Origin of the sequence: Clostridium sp. (genome assembly GCF_036642255.1) — a bacterium.
Classification (GTDB): domain Bacteria; phylum Bacillota; class Clostridia; order Clostridiales; family Clostridiaceae; genus Clostridium_J.
In genome coordinates this window covers 107,255-128,050 of record NZ_JAVWDJ010000011.1, presented here as the reverse complement: position 1 = coordinate 128,050, position 20,796 = coordinate 107,255, and the positions used below count along the sequence as shown (strand labels likewise).

The window sequence follows — 20,796 nt, the reverse complement described above, 5'->3', positions numbered from 1 at the left end:
AAGATTCTGTGATTAAAGAATTAAATGGTAAAGATATTTTAAAAATAGGAGTTTTCGAAAGACATAAAAATACAGGGAAGTATGCATTAGGATTTGTAGAAGGTTTGGGATTGGAAAATTGTTCTATTGCTCAAAGCATAGCACACGATTCGCATAATATCATAGTTGTTGGTGATTGTGATAAAGATATGGAAGTTGCAGTAAATTTCTTGATAACAAATGGTGGAGGAATAGTTATTGTATCAGAAGAAAAAGTTATAGGACAATTAAGTCTTCCTATAGGTGGGATAATGACTTTTCAGGACCCTACTATAGTTTGCGAGGGGGTAAAACGATTAAATAGGATTGCAAGATCTTTTGGAATGAAGTCTGACATTGATCCATTTATAACATTATCCTTCTTAGCATTACCAGTGATTCCTGAAATCAAGCTTACTGCAAGAGGACTATTTGATTATAATAAATTTGGATTTATTTCTTTAGTTGAAAGTTAATTAAAAGCAAATTTTCAAGAGTTAATTTAATGATTCTTGAAGATAAAAATAATCCTATGCAAATTGGTTATGTGAGCAATATTTTACTAAGGCACTGTGTAAAAGGATTTCTAAATTCATAATTAAGTAAAAATCGCTATGATAAGCTTGGTATCATAGCGATTTTTGTACTTAGTTCTGGAAACTTTTTATTCTAATATTTTTCGAAATAATAATTGAATCAAAAGTTAATTATAATCAAAATTTTACTAAATAAAATAACATCATAAATTTTAAAACGTAGGGAATTATGTATTAAAATTTGTTTTTAAAACGTTCATAAACAGATGAAAAGCTATTTTAAAAGATTTTTCTTGATGATATAATAAAAGTTGATAATAATTATTAAGTATAATTTAAATTTCTAAATATTTGAAACGTTTGAGGTGAAATATTTAAGTGAAAAAAAGATTAGGAGATTTATTAGTAGAAGCAGAAAAAATAACAGCAGATCAGCTTAAAGAAGCACTGGCACTTCAAAAGGATTCAGGTAAAAAAGTTGGACAACTTCTCATTGAAATAGGTTTTATCACTGAAGAGGAAATACTAGAAGTACTTGAGTTACAACTTGGAATTCCTAGAGTTGACTTAAATTCAATTAATATTCAAGAGAGTGTAGTACAAAAAGTACCAGAAAATTTATGTAAAAAGCACAACTTAGTTGCTTTTGATTTTAAAAATAATAAGCTATCCATTGCTATGTCTGATCCCTTAAACATATATGCCATTGATGATGTGAAAATTATTTGTGGCTTTGGAGTGGATATTTATATATCTAATTCTGAGGATATTAACAATGTCATCGATAGATTTTATTCTAGCCAATATGTGAAAAGGGCTGCAGAGGATTTATCTAAAATCCAGGTGGATACTAGTAGAGAAATAAATAAGGTCCAAATGGATGAGATAAAAGCATCTCCTGCAGTAAGATTAGTAGATTCTATTATAGATAACGCTCAAAAAATGAAGGCTAGCGATATTCATATTGAACCCTTTGAAGATAAAATAAAAATAAGGAATAGGGTTGATGGTGTGCTCCAAGAATCCTTTTCTCATGATAAAGGAATTTATAGCTCCCTTATTTCTCGTATTAAAATTTTAAGTGGGATGAATATAGCTGAAAAAAGAATTCCTCAAGACGGTAGGATATTAACTACAATTAATGGTAGAGAATTAGAACTTAGAGTGTCTTCATTACCTACAGTACATGGGGAAAAAGTAGTTATGAGGGTTATTGATAAAGAAGGATTTATGATTGATAAAAATAATTTAGGTATACCACAGGACGAACTAGAAAAGATTGAAAGAATCATTAGAAGTCCCTATGGTATTGTATTGGTTACTGGGCCAACAGGCAGTGGCAAGAGTACAACGCTGTACTCCATGCTTAAAAGTGTGAATGAAGTAGGGAAAAACATAATTACAGTGGAAGACCCAGTAGAATATGTAATTGAAGGAATTAATCAAGTTAATATAAATACAAAAGCAGGGTTAACCTTTGCATCTGGTTTGCGTTCAATTTTAAGACAGGACCCTGATATAATAATGATTGGTGAAATCAGAGATAATGACACGGCGGACATTGCCATCAGAGCAGCTATAACTGGACATTTGGTTTTAAGTACAATTCATACTAATGATGCCTCTTCTGCAGTTATAAGACTTTTAGATATGGACATACAACCATTTTTGGTTGCTAATGCAATTACAGGGATAATAGCTCAAAGACTTGTGAGAAAAACTTGCATCTATTGTAGTACAAGCTATTTGGCAACTGACTATGAAAAAGACATCTTAGGAGTGAATAAAGACAAACCTCTGACCCTATACAAAGGTAAGGGCTGTGCTAGATGTATCAACAGTGGCTACAGTGGCAGAACAGGAATTTATGAAGTTATTGAAATGTCTAAGGAGCATAGAGGGTACATAGCCGAAAAAAGAACTATAGACGAGTTTAGAAATTTAAGTATCAGTAAAGGGATGAAAACCCTTAAACAAAGGGCAACAGAATTAGTTTTAAATGGTATAACCACCATGGAGGAATTAGTTAAAGTAGCCTTCTTAAAAGAATAATATTAATGATATTTTGGAAGGATGAAGCTGTTGTTCACTACAGAAAAGAGTTCTCGGCATTAAATTAAACTTCTATGGAAGTTTGATTTCTTCCAAAATCATTGAAGAAAATGAACTTGTTCATTATTTGAAGAGGTGCAAATATGCCTAATTATAAATATACAGTTATAAATGATGAAGGAAAAAAAGTTAAGGGGTTCTTTCATGCGGATAACATAGATGATGTTTATGTGATGATAGAAGAAAAGAATTATCTAGTAATAGACGTTGTAGAGTTTGAAGATAAAAAAGATATTGATGTACTAGAAGTACTAAGGAAGATAAAGCACAAAGATATCTATGTGTTTTGCAGGCAATTTCATACAATGATAGATGCAGGAGCAAACATTGCTGCAGCCCTAGATGTTTTAAGAAAGCAAACAGAAAACTTAAAGCTAAGAAAAGCTATTGATAATGTATTTGAAGAAGTACAAAAGGGATCAACTCTTTCGGAAGCTATGTCAAAATATAATAGAATATTTCCAAGTCTTTTAGTTAGTATGATAGAAACTGGAGAAGTAAGTGGAAATTTAGACATTATCTTAGAAAGAATGGCTTCTCATTATGAAAATGAAAATAAAGTTAACAACAAAGTAAAGTCAGCCATGATGTATCCAATAATATTAACAATGCTATCTGTGGCAGTAGTTACTTTTCTAATGATATTTATAATGCCAATCTTCGTTGGTATTTTTGAATCTTCAGGAGCAGAACTTCCAGCTTTGACAAAGGGATTTATGGCACTTAGTAAGTTTTTAACTAGCTTTTGGTATTTAGTTTTAATTCTGTTATTTTTCTTGGGATATGGTATAAAGTCAGTGCTTTGCACACCTAAGGGTAAATATACTATGGATAAGATTAAACTAAAAACTCCAATATATAAAAAATTACTAGAGAAAATAATAGTTGCTAGGTTCACAAGAACCTTAGCTACCATTCTTTCCAGTGGAATTTCCTTAATTCAAGCACTAGAGTCGGTGGAAAAAGTGGTGGGAAACACTGTGGTAGAGGAAAAGCTAAAAAAGTCTAGAGAACAAGTAATTAGAGGAGTTACTCTTTCTACATCGTTAGAAGATGCAAAAGTGTTTCCACCTATGCTTAACTCCATGATTAAAATTGGAGAAGAATCGGGAAAGTTAGATGAGATTCTAGATAAAACAGCAAACTTCTATGACGAAGAACTTGACACATCCATTAAACAATTTACCTCATTAATTGAACCATTGATGATGATTATAATGGGGTTAGTTATTGGTGTAATTGTATTGGCCATGATGATGCCTATGTTCGATATGTATTCTAATATCTAACATAGTTGTTATATAAAAAATTTTTGGGGAGGAAAATTTATGAAAAAGAGTTTATTAAACAAGAAGAAAAAAGGATTTACGCTGATTGAACTTATTGTTGTTATTGCGATTCTAGGTATCTTGGCTGCTATTGCTATACCAAGATTTTCAGATGTATCTGATAAGGCTAAAACAAGAGCTGATAATGCTTCGGCTAAAAGTATGCAAAGTGCCGTACGTGTTTTTGAGGCAGATGATTCAACTATGCCAACTGTAACCGACAAGGCTTCATTTCAAACAGGGTTTGCATCTGTTCTTCCAGATGGGGTTCCAACAGTTCAGCAGACAGGGTTTGAATTCTACTATAATACAACAGACCACAGAATCGTATATGCAGCCACTACGCCAGGAACTGGTTGGGTAGACATTACCAAGTAATATTGTGATAGTAGAATTACTTTTCCCTTTCACAAATAGTAGTAGATTTTTTATCGAAGATTGAGCTTAATATATACGACATATTGATGCTTAATATTCACTTGAAAAAATTAGCTTTTTAAATTTTGAAAAATGATAAGATATTGCACTTTTGTGTAATATCTTATTATCAAATTAATCAAGTACCAAAAAGGAGTGAGAAAATGTCCAACATATTTAATACAAAACTTATTTCAGTAGACATAGGATCTAAGTACATCAAACTAGTCTACGGAAATGTTAAAAAAAATAAAGTACATATTGAAAAGGCTGCATTTATCGAAACTCCTATGGCTAGTTTTAGAGATGGGTCAATAACTACATATAAAACCATAAGAAAAGCAATAGCGAGCTTAATGGAAAATAATAAGATAAAGAGTAAGGATATAATTTTTGTGTCTAACTCTACTGAAATTATTACAAGGGATTTAGATCTTCCGCATACCAGTGAAAAAGATTTAAACTCAGTTATAAAGTATCAAATGGAAAGATACCTACCAATAAAGTTTGAAGATTACATAATGCAATACTCAACAGTTGATGAGTATAAGGATAATGGAATAAATAAAGTTATAATAAATGTGGTGGTGTATCCAAAGCATATGGCTGAGGAGTATAAATCACTTTCGGAACTTTTAGTATTAAAACCTATAGCCTTAGATTTTAGTGCTAATGCAGTGAATAAGTTATTTTTAAATGATGTAGCTATTAATAATGAAGATTACAACAAGGATGAAATTGTTGCTTTGATAGATTTAGGACATGCTTTCACCAATATTTCTATTCTTAAAGGTGGAAAACTTCAATTTACTAGAATCATGGATAGGGGACTTGTAAACATTGATGAGGACCTATCAATAGAAATGTTTAAATCCATAGATGAATGTGAAGCTTTAAGAAAAAGTCATGGTGATTTAACCATAGAAGAAAGTTTAATGGATTTATCTACTGAAGAGGGAAAGGTAAAACTTGGTTGTCGTAGAGGGACGATAGCCACAGTAGAAGATATTACAAGGATATTTCAATATTATAGAAATAAGTCAAATGGTAAGATAGTTCAGAGGGTTTATTTATATGGAGGCGGATCCAACATGAAAGGCATTGAGGAGTTTTTTCAAAAATATCTTCAAATTCCTGTGACTAAAATAAACTGGATGAATAATATAAAGCTTGATTCTACCCACGATTTATCTATGTATTTAAACGCAATAGGAGCACTAATTAGACTTTAAGGTGGTGTAGGCATGAAGGATTTTAATTTTTTTGAATATAGTGATGAGAAAATTATTAAGAAGAAGAGAGAAAAAATACTTTTAGGTTTAGCAGCAGCAATTATCTTTTTAATAATATTACCTACTTCATTATATTTTTACTTTTTAAACAACGTTAATAGGGACATTAATAGTTTAAAAGCTGAAATTAATTTGAAAGAAAATATCGAAGTTATGAAGCAATATGATACTACTGTTACTTCTGAAGAAATTCTAACGAAATACAGAGATGTTACTAAAAAACTCCGTGAAACCCTTGAAAGAAAGAGCAAAATTAGTACGGAACTTTTTGATATTATACTTGTGAATACTCCAAAGGAAGTGGAATTTAAAAGCTTAGTGATTAATGAAGATAATATTGATATTCAAGGGTCAGCTACAAATAGAACTACTATTGCTGAATTTACTCATTATCTGGAGAATATTGAGGCTATTGAGAATATAAAAATAGCTTCGATATCAGGCGTAGACCTAGAATCTAACGGTAATTTAAATTTTACAATTATTTGTAAATTAAAGGATGTTGTTAATTATGAAACTAAGTAAAAGAGAGAAAGTTTTAATTGGAATTCTTGTGGTGGCAAGTCTCTTTTATGGAGTGAATAAATATGTAATTTCAGCTGCCTATGGAAAAATTACTACTTTAAAAACAGAAAAAGATAATCTAACTGCAACTCTACAAAAAATAAACCAGGTTAAAGAAACAAGAGCTTCACAAAATGAGGAATTTCAAAAACTAGTGGATGAAATTAATAGTGATTCAAAATCTCTTTTCCCAGAATTGAAATACGATAAAATCACTATAATTTTAGATGAAATGCTTGAAGAAAGTAATTTGATTTGTGATAGTATAACTTTTTCTGATATTGTCATGGAGTCAGTGCAGGTTCCTGTAAAGGAAGAAAAAATTGAAGATAGTGAAATTAATAAGTTAGTTAAACAATATTTAGCATTGTTAGAAAAAACAAATGACGGAAATGTAGATGGAGAAGTAGTAGTACCAAAAGAGAATCAAAGCTCAAGTAACAGTAGTAGAACTTCAGTGGATTCTCAGGCAAAGCCTAGTAGGCTCATTGTTACTATAAATTATCGTGGTAAATATAAAGATTTAAATAGGTTTATACAGGAACTAGAAAAATATGAAAAACTTATATTAGTGGATAAAATAAATATTGCAAAGGTAGATGGAGATCAAATTGGAGGAACAATAGAGCTTAGTATGTACTCTGTAGATAAACCTTTTATTGATGATTATTTTAAGTATAATTTTCCAAAACCTGAAGGGGTAGGAGATCCATTTTCTGGAGAAGGAGCACCGCCAGATATTGAAGGAAACTCTAAATCGGAAAAACATATATACATACTTGCAAAACCTACTAGTGCTGATGTTTCACCTTTATCAATTTCCAAGTATGGGGATGATAAGTCAGCTATAATTAGCACTAAGAGCATTGAAGATTTAGAGATAGTTTTCACTGAAGAAAATGGCAAAATATATTATAAATATAAGACATCATCTTCAAGTTATCCAACCAATTACAGCAAGGTTGGAGATGTTTTGAAGGTAGAGGGAAAGGATATAATTGTTGAAGCGATTTCAACTTTGAGGAATTCTGTACAGGATTTATCTCAAGTTAACGTAACCATAATAAATAATACAAGTAAAACTGTGAGGCTAAAAGTTACTAGTGATGATAAATCAAGGCCAAGAATTGTCCTTGCAAGCAAGAAAGGAAATGTTTTAGAAGAAAGAAAATAAGAGGAGTAAAAGAATGAGGATCAAAGGCTCAAGGAAAAAGGGATTAACGTTAGTTGAGGTTCTAATAAGCCTTGCTATTTTAGGAATAATTGTTGCCCCTTTCTTCTCGTTAATTATTACTTCCACTAAAATTACCTTAAAAAGCAGCTTTAAGATTAAGGCTGTTACTTTGGCTCAAACTGTAGCTGAGTATATAAGAAATACAGAGTTTGATGATATAGACTTAAGCGAAATAATGTTACTAGAAAGTGATGCTGATAAAGCTGTTTTTCTAAAGGCGGGAGATGACCCAAATAAGGTCCTTTTATATAATGTTCACGACGAAGAATATAAAGATATGGTAGTTAAGATAAAATATAAATGGGTTTTAGAAGATATTAGTAAGAATTCAAATGGAATGTCTCTTTATTTAAATAAGTCCAATGCAGATTTGTTTTATAACAATAGTAAAATTCAATCAGCTAATTATGCAAATGAAGAAACCTTGGATGTTTCAATAAATGTGTTAAAGGAAGTTCTTAATAATAAACTGGAAATAGTTTGTACACAAGGTGGTAAAGCTGTTTTCAGTAAAATTATTGATAATTTTAATGGGAACATAAATTTGAATTTCCCAGTGGATATTGACCCAATGGGCACTAAAATCACAGCTATTAACACTACAGAGAGCAAAATAAACTTAAACATTTATAAAAACTATAATAGTAATATTAATTATAGTTTGACAACAGGAGAAAATTTTACAATTAACAATTTTGCATCATATAATAATTCTATTATAATTAAAAAAGGCGATGACATTGAAATTGAAATCTATAGGTTTTCAAATAATAAGGCTGACCTACTTCAAAAACTAAAAATAACTAAGGTTAGATAGGAGTGGTTGTGTATGAAAAGAGTAAATAAAGGTTCTACCCTTGTGTTAGTTCTTTTTATAATGTCTATTGTATTTATTTCTGGTACAGCACTGCTATCTCTAAGTTATCATAGTTTTAGGTATCGAACCGTTGAAGAAAATGAAAAAACAAATCTTTATTTTGCTGAATCTGGACTTGATAAAGCTCATGAAATTCTGCAGCAACTAGTTCTAGAAGCGTTAGAGAAAGCAGATTCTCATGCAACTAAAGCAGTGGAAAACAAAGAAGAAACAAGAAGTAAAGAGGAAATTTTTCAAGATGCCTACAATGCTTATATAGATGACAAGATTGAAAATGTAGCAATACCCAATATAAATAATATTTCTGAAGGTAGTTATAAAGTTAATGTTGATAAAAAAACAGGAACTATGGGAGGGGATAATGAGATTACCTTGGAATTAAGATCTCAATCCCAAGAGCCTTCATTTAAAAGAACTATAACAGCAGAATATGTTATCAAGGAAGCATCACTTTCAGATAACTCTAGTGTGATAACAGTTCCTAAAAATGTGGTGTGGTCCAAGGCATTGGCTGTTGAAGGGAATATGTATCTAAAAAATAGTAATGTTAATGTGAAAAATGGAGATGTTTTCGTTAAAGGAAATCCATCTAATACCATTCCTATTGTAAAAGAAGGAAAAGGTATAATTATTGAAGACATTAACAACGTGTTTAAAACTATAAACTCAGATATAGTAACACCTACGGATATTTCAGTTTACGATAATAATAGTGAACTTCATTTCAACGGAAGGGTTTATGCTAGAAATCTTTTACTAAATAAATTATCAAATAATCCAGAAGTTAATATCAATAAAGATCTATACCTAATGGATGACCTAGAAATGAATGGGGCTTTAATGACTGTAGATATTGATGGAAGCTATTATGGAGTTTCGGATGGAAGCCAAGCACCAAATAATGAACCTGACAAATCTAGCTCAATTAATATTAATGGTGATGATTTAGGTAACGGAAGTACATTGTCAATAGATGAAAATGTCATTATTGCAGGAGTTGCATACATTGATGTTTTAGGTGAAAACTCACCAATAACTAAATATAAAACTGGAGAATCCATCTCTATTAAAGGAAATTATAGGGCTTACTCAAAACCAATAACAGGGTTGTCAGAGGCACATATATTTGATTATTTTGACCCTTTAGTTCTTGTAAGTAAGAAACTTACTAACAGTGATATTAATGGTGTGGATTTAACCATAGAAGATAAGGAAAAGTACTTTAAAAATTATGATAAGCTAGAAGAATTAAACCTTGGAGATGGAATACAAATTAATGATGAAGGCATACGAGTTTACACGGGGATAGGGTTTGTGGATAAAGAAAATCCTCAGGAGAGTAAATTAGTAATGCGTAATGGAGTTCCAAGAACACCCAATGAAGAAAATTTAATAACAGAAAATAGAGAAGTGCTAAAGGATGAAATTTATTACATGGGTGTAGCTAGTGATTATATAGACCCTAATACCGTAGACAATAGCACAAGTTCTCAAGTATCTGTTTTCACAAATGTTGATTTTAACAAGCTATCATCAACAAATATTGGAGAAGATACCCTAGAAATCTTTAATAAAGATGAAGGAACAACTATTCACATTAAAGGTCCAAGCTCAAAGGGAGCTAATAACATTCTTGAGTACAGCACCAGTAAATTAGAATATGATTTAAGCAATTATTCAAATAAAAACTATAGGGGCTTAATAATCTCAAAAGGTGATATAGTTATATCAGGAAAATTTGATTTTACTGGTACAATAATTTGTGGTGGTAATCTATATTTTTCTGATACTGAAGAGAAAAATTTAACTTATGATGAAGATTATTTAAATAATTATATGTTGGAGAACTATGATTTCGCTAAGAAGGTATTTAAAAACCATTATCCTAAGATTGAAAATGGATATTTAAAAGGAACTATTTATAAAGATGGTGAAATTAAAAACTTAGATTCATTAGTAGTAAGACAAAAGTGGAAACTTGTTAAATAAAATATTAAGGGGGAGGAACATGAAAACTAAGAAGCATAGAGGAATAACCTTAATCGAGTTAATCGTTACTCTAGCTATAGTTTTAATTGTGACTTCTGCAGCCTTCAATTTCTTCATACCTTCCACTAAAGCCTTGAATAATGTTGAAGTAAATAATAACCTTCAAAATGAAGGAGAGAATGCTATAAATAAAATCTCTGAATATTCAATGGGGGCTTCTTCAATTAAAGGCATAAACTCATCTGTTTTTAAAGAAGAAACTTTCATTAGTGCTACCGAAATTTATAATATAACATTCAATTTATTTGAATCTGAGGAACATGAATATAAAATAGAGGCTAATAAACTTACTTTTAGAAAATCTGGTGAGGTGGATGGAAAAAATATTTGTAACTATGTTGATAAATTAATCATTGAACCTATAAAAAATAATGAAGGCAAAACCTATGGAATAAAAATAAATTTAATCTTAAAATTAAACAATACCTCAAAGAATTTTCAAAACAGAATATATTTTAGGAACTAGAAACAAATATAACTCTATGAATCAACATAGAGTTTTTCTTTAAGGAGAAGGAGTATGGAACTGTTTATTCAAAGTTATATTTTTTTAATTGGAGCTCTAATTGGAAGTTTTTTAAATGTTTGCATCTACAGGATACCAAGAGGTGAAAGTATTGCGTTTCCACCCTCTCATTGCACTAACTGTAATACTAAAATTAAACACTATGATTTAATTCCAATACTAAGCTATATATTTTTAAGAGGCAAGTGCAGAAACTGTAAATCGAAGGTCTCAGCAATATATCCATTGATAGAATTATTTACTGCAATTATATTTTTATTATTATATAAAAAATATGGACTTACCATTGATTTTTTTAGCTTTGCAATATTCACTTGTTTTTTAATAGTGATAGGTATGATAGATTATTTTACTCAAGATGTTTATACCATAACAACTTATAGTGGAATAGGAATAGGAGTAATATTTGTATTGATAAAGTATTTCAGAGGTGAAAATGTATTAAGTTATATTTATGGGGCAGCTTTTGGTGGAGTTTTTCTTTTAATAACTATTATTCTTGGAAAGTTTATCATGAAGAGAGAAGCTATGGGTTTTGGTGATTTTGATATTTGTATTTTAACTGGAGTATATCTTGGATTTTATCCCAATATATTTATGCTAATTCTGGCCTCATCCTTTGGAAGTCTAATAATAATAAGCCTTATAGCTCTTAAGCTTCGAAATAGAAATGATCCTTTTGCCTTTGGACCTTTCTTGTCTGTAGCTTCAATTGTTGTAATGTTATACGGGAATTCATTATTTGAGATTTACATGAAAATATTTTTTAATAATTAAGTTAGGAGTAGGTCTATGAGATTAGATAAATTTAAAAATAAATTTGAGATTAAAGTTGTAATCATGGTGCTTTTTATAATAGCCCTAATTGGAATAATCAACTTTGCTGTAAGTGCAGTTCCACAAAACAATACTTCTAGATTACCTGTAAATCTTATGGACCCAGCAAATATTAAATTTGATATTCAGCGAGTACCATCTACGGATCTGGAGGTTAATGAATCATTAAATATCAATTATGAAATAACTCCAAAGCCATTGCATTCTGGAGCTGAAATAGTTTTTGTTGTTGATGTAGCATGTCCAAGTTACCATAGTGATTATAAAAATAAGTTTTTAAATGGATTGACTGAGTTAGGAAAGTTAATAAAACAATATACATTACAAGATAAAACTAGAATAGCTCTTGTGGTGTACTACAATGACATTGCTACAGTAGTAAATCCTGAGGATTTGAAAAAAAAATTTGTAAATAATGATGGTTCTCAGCTTTTCAATGAATGGAATAATGGAAGTCATATAAATGATTGGAGACATGATTTAGGAAAAGGATTAAATTTAGCGTACAATTATTTAATAAATGATTCAAATAGAATTTTTGATACGTATAAAAATGATAAATTCCCTGCTAAGCATATTATTGCTACCACCGCTTTTGAAGCAAAGGGTGAGCAAGAAGGTAAGCCAAATCAATATGGAATTAATAGTCATGAAGGCATGGAATATGTAGATTTTATGTTAAAAAGTATGTATAAAGATTTTTCTCAAAATATTTACACCCATATATTAACTTCTGAGAAAGACTTTGGTAATCATGGTAGTATAATTGCTAACTTGTATGATGCAATCACAAGTAAGTATATGGATAAGAATGAAACAATAAAAGTTCAGGATTCTGTAAGCGTTGATACAGCTCCTTTATGGATTGATGCAATAAAATCTATAATAAAATTAAATACAGGTGATAGTTTTAGTATTAAAAATGTTAAGTTTTCCGAAAACTATGGTGAAAGCTTTACTGCAAATTCAAGTAACTTAAATTCCGTTGTAATTGAAGGAAATAAAGTAGAGGGATATCTTAGTGATATTAACTTTATAATAAATTCTGAGGGAGTTTATACTGGCGAGGAACAAAATTTCATCATAGCATTAACACCGAAAACTCAAGGTGTTTTATCAATACCAAGTAAGTTAATTTCATCAAGTTTAACATTTAAAAATATAGATGGTAGTAAAGAGTTTAAGAAATATTTGACACCTACTTCCTTCAGTGTTGATAACATTAATTTCATAGCCTCAAGGACTTTGAGTGGTACCGGTGCTTTGATAAATAACGAATTTACAGTGAATTATTCTTTCAAACCATATGTCAATAAGGTAGATAACTTAAATTCATTAATAACTGAAGGTAATGACATTGTATTTGTGGTTGATAATGGTATCACTATTCCTCCAGATCAGTACTCTTACGTTAAAGAGTTAATAAATTTCATTTCAAAATCAACCAATAACAGAGTGAGAATTATAACAGCGAGCAGTATTAATAATTCTTCAGATGATACAATTTTATATAATAGTGTAGATGAATTCATGCTAAAGTCTTATAGAAATGTAGGGAAATACTTTAAGATTGTCAATGGCTTAAATAAAGCTGTTGATGTTTTGGAAAACTCAGCAAATGACAAGTATAAAAATAAAAGTATATTTGTTTTAACAAGTATGGAGTCTGAAGCTACTTCGGTACCAAATGCTGATGTATATGGTGGATTATCAAATGCTATAAAAAGAATGGATCCAAATTACTTTTTAAATTTCCTAGTTTCAGATTCGCAAGAAAAATGGCCGAATCAAAGTTGGACTGATAATGTATATAAACTACTGCTTAAAGATGTCTACAATCCAACACATCCTGGGGCGGATGTAGCTTTAATGCAAGTAAATACTATTACTGATTTGGAAGATAAGTTTTTCGGCTACTTTAAACAAAGTACGGTTTACTTTAACGCAGTAAATAATAGCAACGTTACATTACCTGGAAACACGTTAACATTAAAGAATATTAATTTTAATGAAATTCTACCTAGTGATGTAAGCTTTGTAAAAAGTAGTGGCATTCAAATTTCTCCAAGTAGTGATGGCTTAAAAATCAGTGGGGCATTACCTAATATTAATTTAAGTGTTAATACTGAAAATGTATATGAAGGTAATGAGATTAAGTTTTCTGTATCCTTTATTAGTAATAGTGAGGCAAATAAAGAAGTAAACTTCCCTTATGGCAATAGCTTAGTCACAGTTGCTGATTTGCTTAGTGGGACTTCAAGTATCAGCCTTAACAAACCTGCGTATTTCAATGAACTTGATGTAATATTTCAAGAGAATCAGTATAACAAGATAAGGATGGATTTAAGGAAAGATACAACTATTCCTATAAGTGAAATTAAAGTTAATACAGACTTTAACATGAAATATACTATTAGTCCAAGAGATATTCATCCTAGTTTGATTTTTCCAGATTACTTATATGATTCAAATGTAATATTTGTTGTTCAAAATACAGATTCTTATCTTTCTACAACAAATAGAGATAAGTTTGTAAATAATGTAATACATGCTTTTGATTTAGTAGCAAATAGCGGATTGCTAAATAATATTAAGGTAATAACAGCTGGTGCAACAACAACTACAATTAGCGATGCCATGGATTATGCTAATTTTAGAACTAAAGCTTTAAGTGGATACTTTAATAATAGTACCTCAAGTAATCCTTACTTAGCAGGAGATGCAGCTAAAAAAGCTTATGAATTATTAAAAGCAGATACCTCTGATAAAAGAAAGTTTGTAATTGTGGTTGGAAAGGACCAAGGACTAAAAAAATCTGATAGTCAGATTAATAAGCTAGGAGAAGTAGCAGCTTCAATCAACAGCACTGATATGATTTTTCAGTTAATCGACTTGGATAGCAATAACGGTACAACAAAGTACTTTCAAAGTGCATTAAATAAAGTTCCTAACTATGATAAATCAAGGTTAATAGTTAGTAGCCTTAAAGGGGATAAGCATAATTTTCAAAATTTATATACTAAACTTAACCTTTCAATTAACTTACCTTCTTACATGGAAGTTAATCTGAAAAATTTCATATTTCAGGGTGAGCAACCTTCTGATGTAGCAATAACTAATACAAATGTAAAATTGGATGGAAACGTAGTTCCTTATAACAATAACAAAATACCTTTACCATCGTTAAAGTGTACTTTAAATAATGGAATGTATAAAGTGACACCAATGATAGTAACAGTACCTATGAAATTAACAAAAGAAGTTAAATATATCTTTAAAGATGCGGGAATTAAGATAGATCAGGATCCTATGATGCTTTTCCCTGAACTTATAATTGATTTACAAAAAAAATCTGAGCTTAAAAAAGCGGGTTTATATCTTCATAATAATCCTAAAATACTCCATGGTAATACTAGTGGTAATAATATGTATGAGGTAACCATAGCTAAAAATATTGGGTATGAGATAGGGGCACTTTTTAAGACGAGTGGTAGTCTGGCCGTAAACTTTATCTCAAATAGTTTTAATGTGAAAATTAATGGTGGTGCTGAAGTGGTTAATTTAAGTAATGTTGATGCTAATGTGTTAGTTAAACAAAAAATTCTTTCTACTCAAGCAGGAGAGTACACCATAGATATTAAAGTGAGTGATTCCATAGTGGGAACCCTTAAGATTATAGTTAAGGATATGCCTAATGTACAATAAGTATTAATTAAGAAGAACTTTATTTGGTAAATTATTTAATGATAAAATCATATGTTTCTAAAGCAATTAAATATAATCCTTAAGAAAAGTTTAGGCTATATTACGAAGATAAATTAAATCTTTGTAATATAGCCTTAATTTTTATTTTGTAAGCTTTTCCATTCCAATCTTAATTCTCTTTAATGTTTCTTCTTTTCCAAGAATCTCAGCTATTTCAAAAGCGCCGCCTGGGGTTGCAGCTTTTCCAGAGATAGCAGTTCTTATTGGCCAAAGCATTTGACCATTTTTAATTCCCATGTCTGCAACTAGCTTCATCATTTCTTCATGAATAGTCTCAGTAGTCCAATCACTAATGTTTTCAAGGATTGGTAATGCTGCCTTCAAGCTTTCTAGTGAGTTTTCTTCAGTTGTTTTCATTTTTTTATGAACATAAAGTTCATTACTATATTCAGGAAGTTCATCTATAAAGTCTATTCTTTCAGGAATATCTGTTAAAACTTCCGCTCTGCTTTGAACTAAGTTACTAATTTTAAATAAATCAATGTTTGGATTTTTAACTACAGTTTTGATGTATGGCTGTGCCATGTTGAAAAACTCTTCTGGAGATTGCTTTTTAATATATTCACTGTTCATCCATTTTAGTTTTTGCATATCGAACACTGCTGGAGACTTATTGATTTTTCTATAGTCAAAAATTTTAACTAACTCATCTAGTTTAAACATTTCCTCATTAGTACCAGGATTCCAGCCTAAAAGAGATACAAAGTTTATAATAGTATCTATTAAATATCCTTGCTCGTATAAATCTTCAAAGGAGGAATGGCCACTTCTTTTACTTAGCTTTTGGTGCTCTTCATTAGTGATTAATGGACAGTGAACGTATACTGGCACTTCCCAGCCAAAAGCTTCATATAATCTATTATATTTTGGAGAAGAGGATAGATATTCATTACCTCTAACTACATGGGTTATTCCCATTAGATGATCATCTACAACATTTGCAAAGTTATAAGTTGGTAGTCCATCAGATTTTATAAGTACCATGTCATCTAATTCATTATTTGGTACTGAAATTACACCATAGATTTCATCTTCAAAGGTAGTGAAGCCTTCTGTAGGGTTATTTTGTCTTATTACATAAGGATGGCCTTCAGCAAGGTTCTTTTCTAACTCTTCCTTTGATAGATGAGCGCAGTGCTTATCATATCTAAAAGTTTCGCCTTTTGCTTCAGTTTCACTTCTTAAAGTGTCTAATCTTTCTTTTGTACAGAAACAGTAGTAAGCTTCTCCTTTATTTACGAGCTCTTTAGCATATTCAATATAAAGAGGTTTTCTTTCACTTTGAACATAAGGACCAACCGGTCCTCCTACATCTGGACCTTCATCATGGTTTAGTCCAGTAAGTTTTAAAGTATTGTAAATTATATCTACAGCACCTTCAACAAATCTCTCTTGATCTGTGTCTTCAATTCTTAGAATAAAGTCACCATCTTCATGTTTTGCAATTAGGTATGCATATAGAGCAGTTCTAAGATTTCCAACGTGCATTTTCCCTGTAGGGCTTGGTGCATATCTTGTTCTAATTCTTTTCATTTAATTCACTCCCGTTATTTCCTATTTATTTCTTTCTCTTAAATATACATATTTAGGTAAGCCATTCTCATATTGAATTTTTGGTTCACCTATTATAAGAGGAAGAGTATAGTTGTAAGCTTCTTTAGTAACGTTATTTCCCTCTGCATTTATCCATTCTTTAGGGAAGTATTTTATTGAGTTTGCAACTTTTGAAGTATGAACTGCAAAAGGTTCAGATTTATAAGGAGAATTTTGCACTCTCTTTATCCCAATCATATTTCCGCTTTCACCATTAAGGGAGTACTCTAGTGCAAAAGCACCACTATTGTAAGCTTCATCTATATCAGTTTGAGAAGCGAAATGCATTGCACTACGTTGAATTGTAGAAAGCTCTACAGATCTTACTTTATTACAAACTCCACTTTCAATAATTAGACTTTTTAAATTATTACAAACGCCACCTAATTGAGCATGACCGAATTTGTCATAACCAGCCTTAACTTTTGCTTCTCCAAGGAATACACCTTCAGCTGTTCTCACACCTTCAGAAACTACAATAATTACCCTGTTTTTTTCTTTTAATTTGATTTCTACATCTTTTAAGAACTTATTTTCATCAAAAGGAATTTCAGGTAAATAAATTAAGTCCACCACAGGCTCTCCATTTAAGGTTGCAACACAAGAACTTGCTGCAAGCCATCCCGTATCTCTTCCCATAGCCTCAAGAATAAATACGTTTTTAGCCTCATATACACTGGCATCTAAGCTGTTTTCTAAAGCTAATGTTGCAATAACCTTTGCAGCACTACCAAAGCCAGGAGTGTGATCCATTACTGGTAAATCGTTATCTATAGTTTTTGGTACCCCTATGAATTTCATATCTATATCGTGTTCTTTTGCATAGTTGCTTAACTTATGCACTGTATCCATAGAATCATTTCCACCAATATAGAAAAATGCTTTAATTTCATTTTTTTCTAGAATTTCAAATAGCTTTATGTACTCTTCCTTGCTTTGTTCATAAGACTTTAACTTATATCTGCAAGATCCTAAACCTGAAGAAGGAGTATATTTAAGTCCTCTTACAGAATCTTGATCTATTTCACAAAGGTTAATTATATTTTCCTTTAAGATGCCCTCTATACCATTTAAACCAGCGTAAACTTTATCATAATATTTAAGTTCTTCATTCTTTTCAAATATTCCTATAGCACTAGCATTTATTACTGAAGTAGGACCTCCAGATTGAGCTACTATACAATTTCTCATGTTATTTGCACTCCTTTATAAAATCTTTAGACTTTTTTATTATAATATAAATTGCGATATGTAACAATTGCAACTATAAATATTATTATCCATTATTGGTTAAAAATATATTATCCTATATTACATTATAATAAAATATAAAATTAAGAAAGATAAATTTTGTAAAATTATAGTATAATATATAATAAAAACTTTTAAAGTTGTTTTACTTAAAAGTAGGAGTCGAATTAGTATTTCCATTTAAAGCTTAAACTAATATGCTTTATTAAATAGTTATTTAGTGAATATATTCTTGATAAGTGTAGTAATAAAAGGTATCTAAGGTATCTATGGAATATGATTTGGATTTACTAAAAGGCAATTTAATTTTACATTACAGGAGGAATAAAATGAAGGTTAATTTATATCCTATAGAGAAAGATGATAAATACGGCTATGTTAATATAATGGGGGAAGTTGTAATTCCCTTTGAATTTGACTTTGCTGATGTATTTGAAAATAATATGGCTTTTGTTGAGGTGGATAATTTATGTGGTTTCATAAATATAAAGGGTGAATTTCTAATTCAACCGAAATATGATGATATAAATTATTTTAATGAACACATGGCTGTGGTGGAAATAGATCATAAATATGGGTATATAGACATTAATGGAAATGAAGTTATTAATATAAAATATGAAGACGCTAAAGGCTTCAATCAAGGCCTAGCTGCTGTGAAAATTTTAGGAAAGTATGGATACATAAACTCAAAAGGTGAAATGGTGATTAAGCCGCAATTTGATGAAGCCAATGAATTTGAAGAGAATGGGTTAGCTCTTGTGAAAAAAGGAGAAAAGTTTGGATATATAAATACCGCAGGATTAGTGGTAATAGAGTTTACATTTGACTTTGCAAATGATTTTTCTGAAGGGTTAGCAGCAGTTGCTATCGGCCAAGATTATTTCTACATCGATGAAACAGGAAATAAGATTATAGAAAGTAACTTTGATTTTATTGGAAACTTCAATGAGGGTTTAGCACCAATTTCTATAGAAGATGCCTGGGGATTCATTAATAGAGAGGGAAAAATAGTTATTGAACCTAAGTTCCAATGGGTAGATAATTTTAGCGGTGAATACGGGGTTGTCAGTGCTGATGATAAATATGGCTTTATAAATAAAAATGGTGAAATAGTAATAGAACCGATATATGATAATGTATTTGATTATAATGAAGGATTATTTTCTGTAGAAGTTAATGAGTTATGGGGTTATGTAGATATAAACGGGAATACTGTAATAGAACCTAAATATGATGAAGCTGAAAACTTTATAAATGGATTTGCCAAGGTGAAATTTAAAGGGAAAGAAACATATATTAGTAAAGAGGGGAATTTTTTGTACTGTTAATGTACGAGAAGTTGAAAAATTCCAGGGGATTACCTGCAGTCATAAAGTAAATTAGGGGGGCTACTAATGAGAGTAATAGATTTGCATTGCGACACAGTGATGAAACTTATGTATCATAAAGATAAGGTTAGTTTAAGAAAAAACGATTTTTCAGTAGATATTGAAAAACTTAGAAAATCAAATTCCATGGCACAGTTTTTCGCACTTTTTCTAGAAAAAGATTATGTGGATGATCTCTTTGAGTTTTGTATGGATATGGCTGACAGAATTCATGTGGAGCTTAAAGATAATGATGAATTTATAAAACTTGCCACTAACTATGAAGAACTATTGAAAAATAATGATGAGGGTAAGATTTCAGCCTTCTTAACTATCGAAGAAGGAGGAGCCCTTAAGGGAAAATTATCGAATCTAAGGAACTTTCATAGACTTGGAGTAAGGCTCATTACTTTAACTTGGAATTATGAAAACGAAATAGGTTATCCTAATTGTGTGCCTGAGTATGTGAACAAAGGATTAAAGGATTTTGGGATAGAACTTGTACATGAGATGAATGATTTAGGGATGGTAATTGATGTATCCCATCTTTCAGATGGTGGATTTTATGATGTAGTTAAATATTCAAAGAATCCATTTGTAGCATCTCACTCTAATGCAAGAGCTATTTGTGATCATAAAAGAAACTTAACTGATGAAATGATTAAGATTTTAAGTGAAAAGGGTGGAATAACTGGTATAAATTTTGAAAGAAGTTTTTTAAACACAAATGGGAAAAGTACTGTTGAAGATATGATTAGACATATAAAACACATATATAACATTGGTGGTATTGACGTAATTTCACTAGGCACAGATTTTGATGGTATAAATTCAAAGGGAACTGAAATAGATAATATCGGCGATATTCATAAGTTATCCTTTGAACTTTCCAAAATTGGCTTTAGTGAGGATTATATTGAGAAAATATTTTATAAAAATGCCATGAGAGTTATAAAAGATGTTATGAAATAAGTATATCTAGTAAATTAAATCAGTATAATAATAAAAAAGCAAAGAAATTGAAACT

At 30.4% G+C, this 20,796-nt stretch carries 16 protein-coding genes; 14 read left to right on the top strand and 2 right to left on the bottom strand.

Going from position 1 to position 20,796, the window contains the following annotated elements; translation table 11 throughout:
- The 12 genes from RR409_RS08590 to RR409_RS08535 all read left to right on the top strand — a co-directional run.
- On the top strand, positions 1-494 hold a 494-nt coding region (locus tag RR409_RS08590; protein WP_332557330.1), incomplete at its 5' end, for an adenine deaminase C-terminal domain-containing protein.
- Positions 495-932: 438 nt separating this feature from the next.
- Positions 933-2,606, top strand: coding sequence for a GspE/PulE family protein (locus RR409_RS08585; RefSeq protein ID WP_332557329.1), 1,674 nt, complete (start codon positions 933-935; stop codon positions 2,604-2,606).
- A gap of 143 nt (positions 2,607-2,749) precedes the next feature.
- Positions 2,750-3,955 (top strand): type II secretion system F family protein, encoded by a 1,206-nt coding sequence (locus RR409_RS08580; protein WP_332557328.1) that lies wholly within the window; start codon positions 2,750-2,752, stop codon positions 3,953-3,955.
- A gap of 39 nt (positions 3,956-3,994) precedes the next feature.
- Positions 3,995-4,372 carry a prepilin-type N-terminal cleavage/methylation domain-containing protein gene (locus tag RR409_RS08575; protein ID WP_332557327.1) on the top strand — a complete coding sequence of 126 codons (378 nt, stop codon included), beginning with the start codon at positions 3,995-3,997 and terminating at the stop codon, positions 4,370-4,372.
- A 203-nt stretch (positions 4,373-4,575) separates the two neighbouring features.
- Positions 4,576-5,643 (top strand): pilus assembly protein PilM, encoded by a 1,068-nt coding sequence (pilM, locus tag RR409_RS08570; RefSeq protein ID WP_332557326.1) that lies wholly within the window; start codon positions 4,576-4,578, stop codon positions 5,641-5,643.
- Between the two features lie 12 nt (positions 5,644-5,655).
- Complete coding sequence (locus RR409_RS08565) at positions 5,656-6,228, top strand: PilN domain-containing protein (protein WP_332557325.1); 573 nt, start codon at positions 5,656-5,658, stop codon at positions 6,226-6,228.
- Complete coding sequence (locus tag RR409_RS08560; RefSeq protein WP_332557324.1) at positions 6,215-7,441, top strand: hypothetical protein; 1,227 nt, start codon at positions 6,215-6,217, stop codon at positions 7,439-7,441. The genes RR409_RS08565 and RR409_RS08560 overlap by 14 nt, the downstream gene beginning before the upstream one ends.
- A 13-nt stretch (positions 7,442-7,454) precedes the next feature.
- Positions 7,455-8,318, top strand: a complete 864-nt coding sequence (locus RR409_RS08555) for a prepilin-type N-terminal cleavage/methylation domain-containing protein (protein WP_332557323.1) — start codon at positions 7,455-7,457, stop codon at positions 8,316-8,318.
- A 12-nt stretch (positions 8,319-8,330) separates the two neighbouring features.
- The gene (locus tag RR409_RS08550) at positions 8,331-10,367 is read left to right on the top strand and encodes a hypothetical protein (protein ID WP_332557322.1); all 2,037 of its coding nucleotides are present in this window, start codon (positions 8,331-8,333) and stop codon (positions 10,365-10,367) included.
- Positions 10,368-10,386: 19 nt separating this feature from the next.
- Entirely contained in the window at positions 10,387-10,893 is a 507-nt protein-coding gene (locus RR409_RS08545) for a type II secretion system protein (protein WP_332557321.1), read from the top strand.
- 54 nt (positions 10,894-10,947) lie between these two features.
- Positions 10,948-11,730, top strand: a complete 783-nt coding sequence (locus tag RR409_RS08540) for a prepilin peptidase (RefSeq protein ID WP_332557320.1) — start codon at positions 10,948-10,950, stop codon at positions 11,728-11,730.
- 15 nt (positions 11,731-11,745) lie between these two features.
- Positions 11,746-15,495 (top strand): hypothetical protein, encoded by a 3,750-nt coding sequence (locus tag RR409_RS08535; RefSeq protein ID WP_332557319.1) that lies wholly within the window; start codon positions 11,746-11,748, stop codon positions 15,493-15,495.
- A 141-nt stretch (positions 15,496-15,636) separates the two neighbouring features.
- Here the strand turns inward: RR409_RS08535 and gltX are convergent, their stop codons facing one another.
- Together gltX and RR409_RS08525 are read right to left on the bottom strand one after the other, a co-directional pair.
- The gene (gltX, locus tag RR409_RS08530; RefSeq protein WP_332557318.1) at positions 15,637-17,088 is read right to left on the bottom strand and encodes a glutamate--tRNA ligase; all 1,452 of its coding nucleotides are present in this window, start codon (positions 17,086-17,088) and stop codon (positions 15,637-15,639) included.
- A 21-nt stretch (positions 17,089-17,109) separates the two neighbouring features.
- Positions 17,110-18,339, bottom strand: coding sequence for a 6-phosphofructokinase (locus RR409_RS08525; protein WP_332557317.1), 1,230 nt, complete (start codon positions 18,337-18,339; stop codon positions 17,110-17,112).
- A gap of 389 nt (positions 18,340-18,728) precedes the next feature.
- Here RR409_RS08525 and RR409_RS08520 point away from each other — a divergent pair, with 389 nt between their 5' ends.
- Complete coding sequence (locus RR409_RS08520) at positions 18,729-19,730, top strand: WG repeat-containing protein (RefSeq protein ID WP_332557316.1); 1,002 nt, start codon at positions 18,729-18,731, stop codon at positions 19,728-19,730.
- Between the two features lie 66 nt (positions 19,731-19,796).
- Positions 19,797-20,741, top strand: a complete 945-nt coding sequence (locus RR409_RS08515; protein ID WP_332557315.1) for a dipeptidase — start codon at positions 19,797-19,799, stop codon at positions 20,739-20,741.
- The last annotated feature ends 55 nt before the right edge of the window (positions 20,742-20,796 follow it).

Bases quoted from the DNA above. Each gene is read 5' to 3' on its own strand.
- RR409_RS08535 (WP_332557319.1), top strand. From the start codon at position 11,746: ATGAGATTAGATAAATTTAAAAATAAATTTGAGATTAAAGTTGTAATC.
- RR409_RS08545 (WP_332557321.1), top strand. From the start codon at position 10,387: ATGAAAACTAAGAAGCATAGAGGAATAACCTTAATCGAGTTAATCGTT.
- RR409_RS08540 (WP_332557320.1), top strand. From the start codon at position 10,948: ATGGAACTGTTTATTCAAAGTTATATTTTTTTAATTGGAGCTCTAATT.
- RR409_RS08555 (WP_332557323.1), top strand. From the start codon at position 7,455: ATGAGGATCAAAGGCTCAAGGAAAAAGGGATTAACGTTAGTTGAGGTT.
- RR409_RS08520 (WP_332557316.1), top strand. From the start codon at position 18,729: ATGAAGGTTAATTTATATCCTATAGAGAAAGATGATAAATACGGCTAT.
- RR409_RS08550 (WP_332557322.1), top strand. From the start codon at position 8,331: ATGAAAAGAGTAAATAAAGGTTCTACCCTTGTGTTAGTTCTTTTTATA.
- RR409_RS08580 (WP_332557328.1), top strand. From the start codon at position 2,750: ATGCCTAATTATAAATATACAGTTATAAATGATGAAGGAAAAAAAGTT.
- RR409_RS08525 (WP_332557317.1), bottom strand. From the start codon at position 18,339: ATGAGAAATTGTATAGTAGCTCAATCTGGAGGTCCTACTTCAGTAATA.
- pilM (WP_332557326.1), top strand. From the start codon at position 4,576: ATGTCCAACATATTTAATACAAAACTTATTTCAGTAGACATAGGATCT.
- RR409_RS08565 (WP_332557325.1), top strand. From the start codon at position 5,656: ATGAAGGATTTTAATTTTTTTGAATATAGTGATGAGAAAATTATTAAG.
- RR409_RS08575 (WP_332557327.1), top strand. From the start codon at position 3,995: ATGAAAAAGAGTTTATTAAACAAGAAGAAAAAAGGATTTACGCTGATT.
- RR409_RS08515 (WP_332557315.1), top strand. From the start codon at position 19,797: ATGAGAGTAATAGATTTGCATTGCGACACAGTGATGAAACTTATGTAT.
- gltX (WP_332557318.1), bottom strand. From the start codon at position 17,088: ATGAAAAGAATTAGAACAAGATATGCACCAAGCCCTACAGGGAAAATG.
- RR409_RS08560 (WP_332557324.1), top strand. From the start codon at position 6,215: ATGAAACTAAGTAAAAGAGAGAAAGTTTTAATTGGAATTCTTGTGGTG.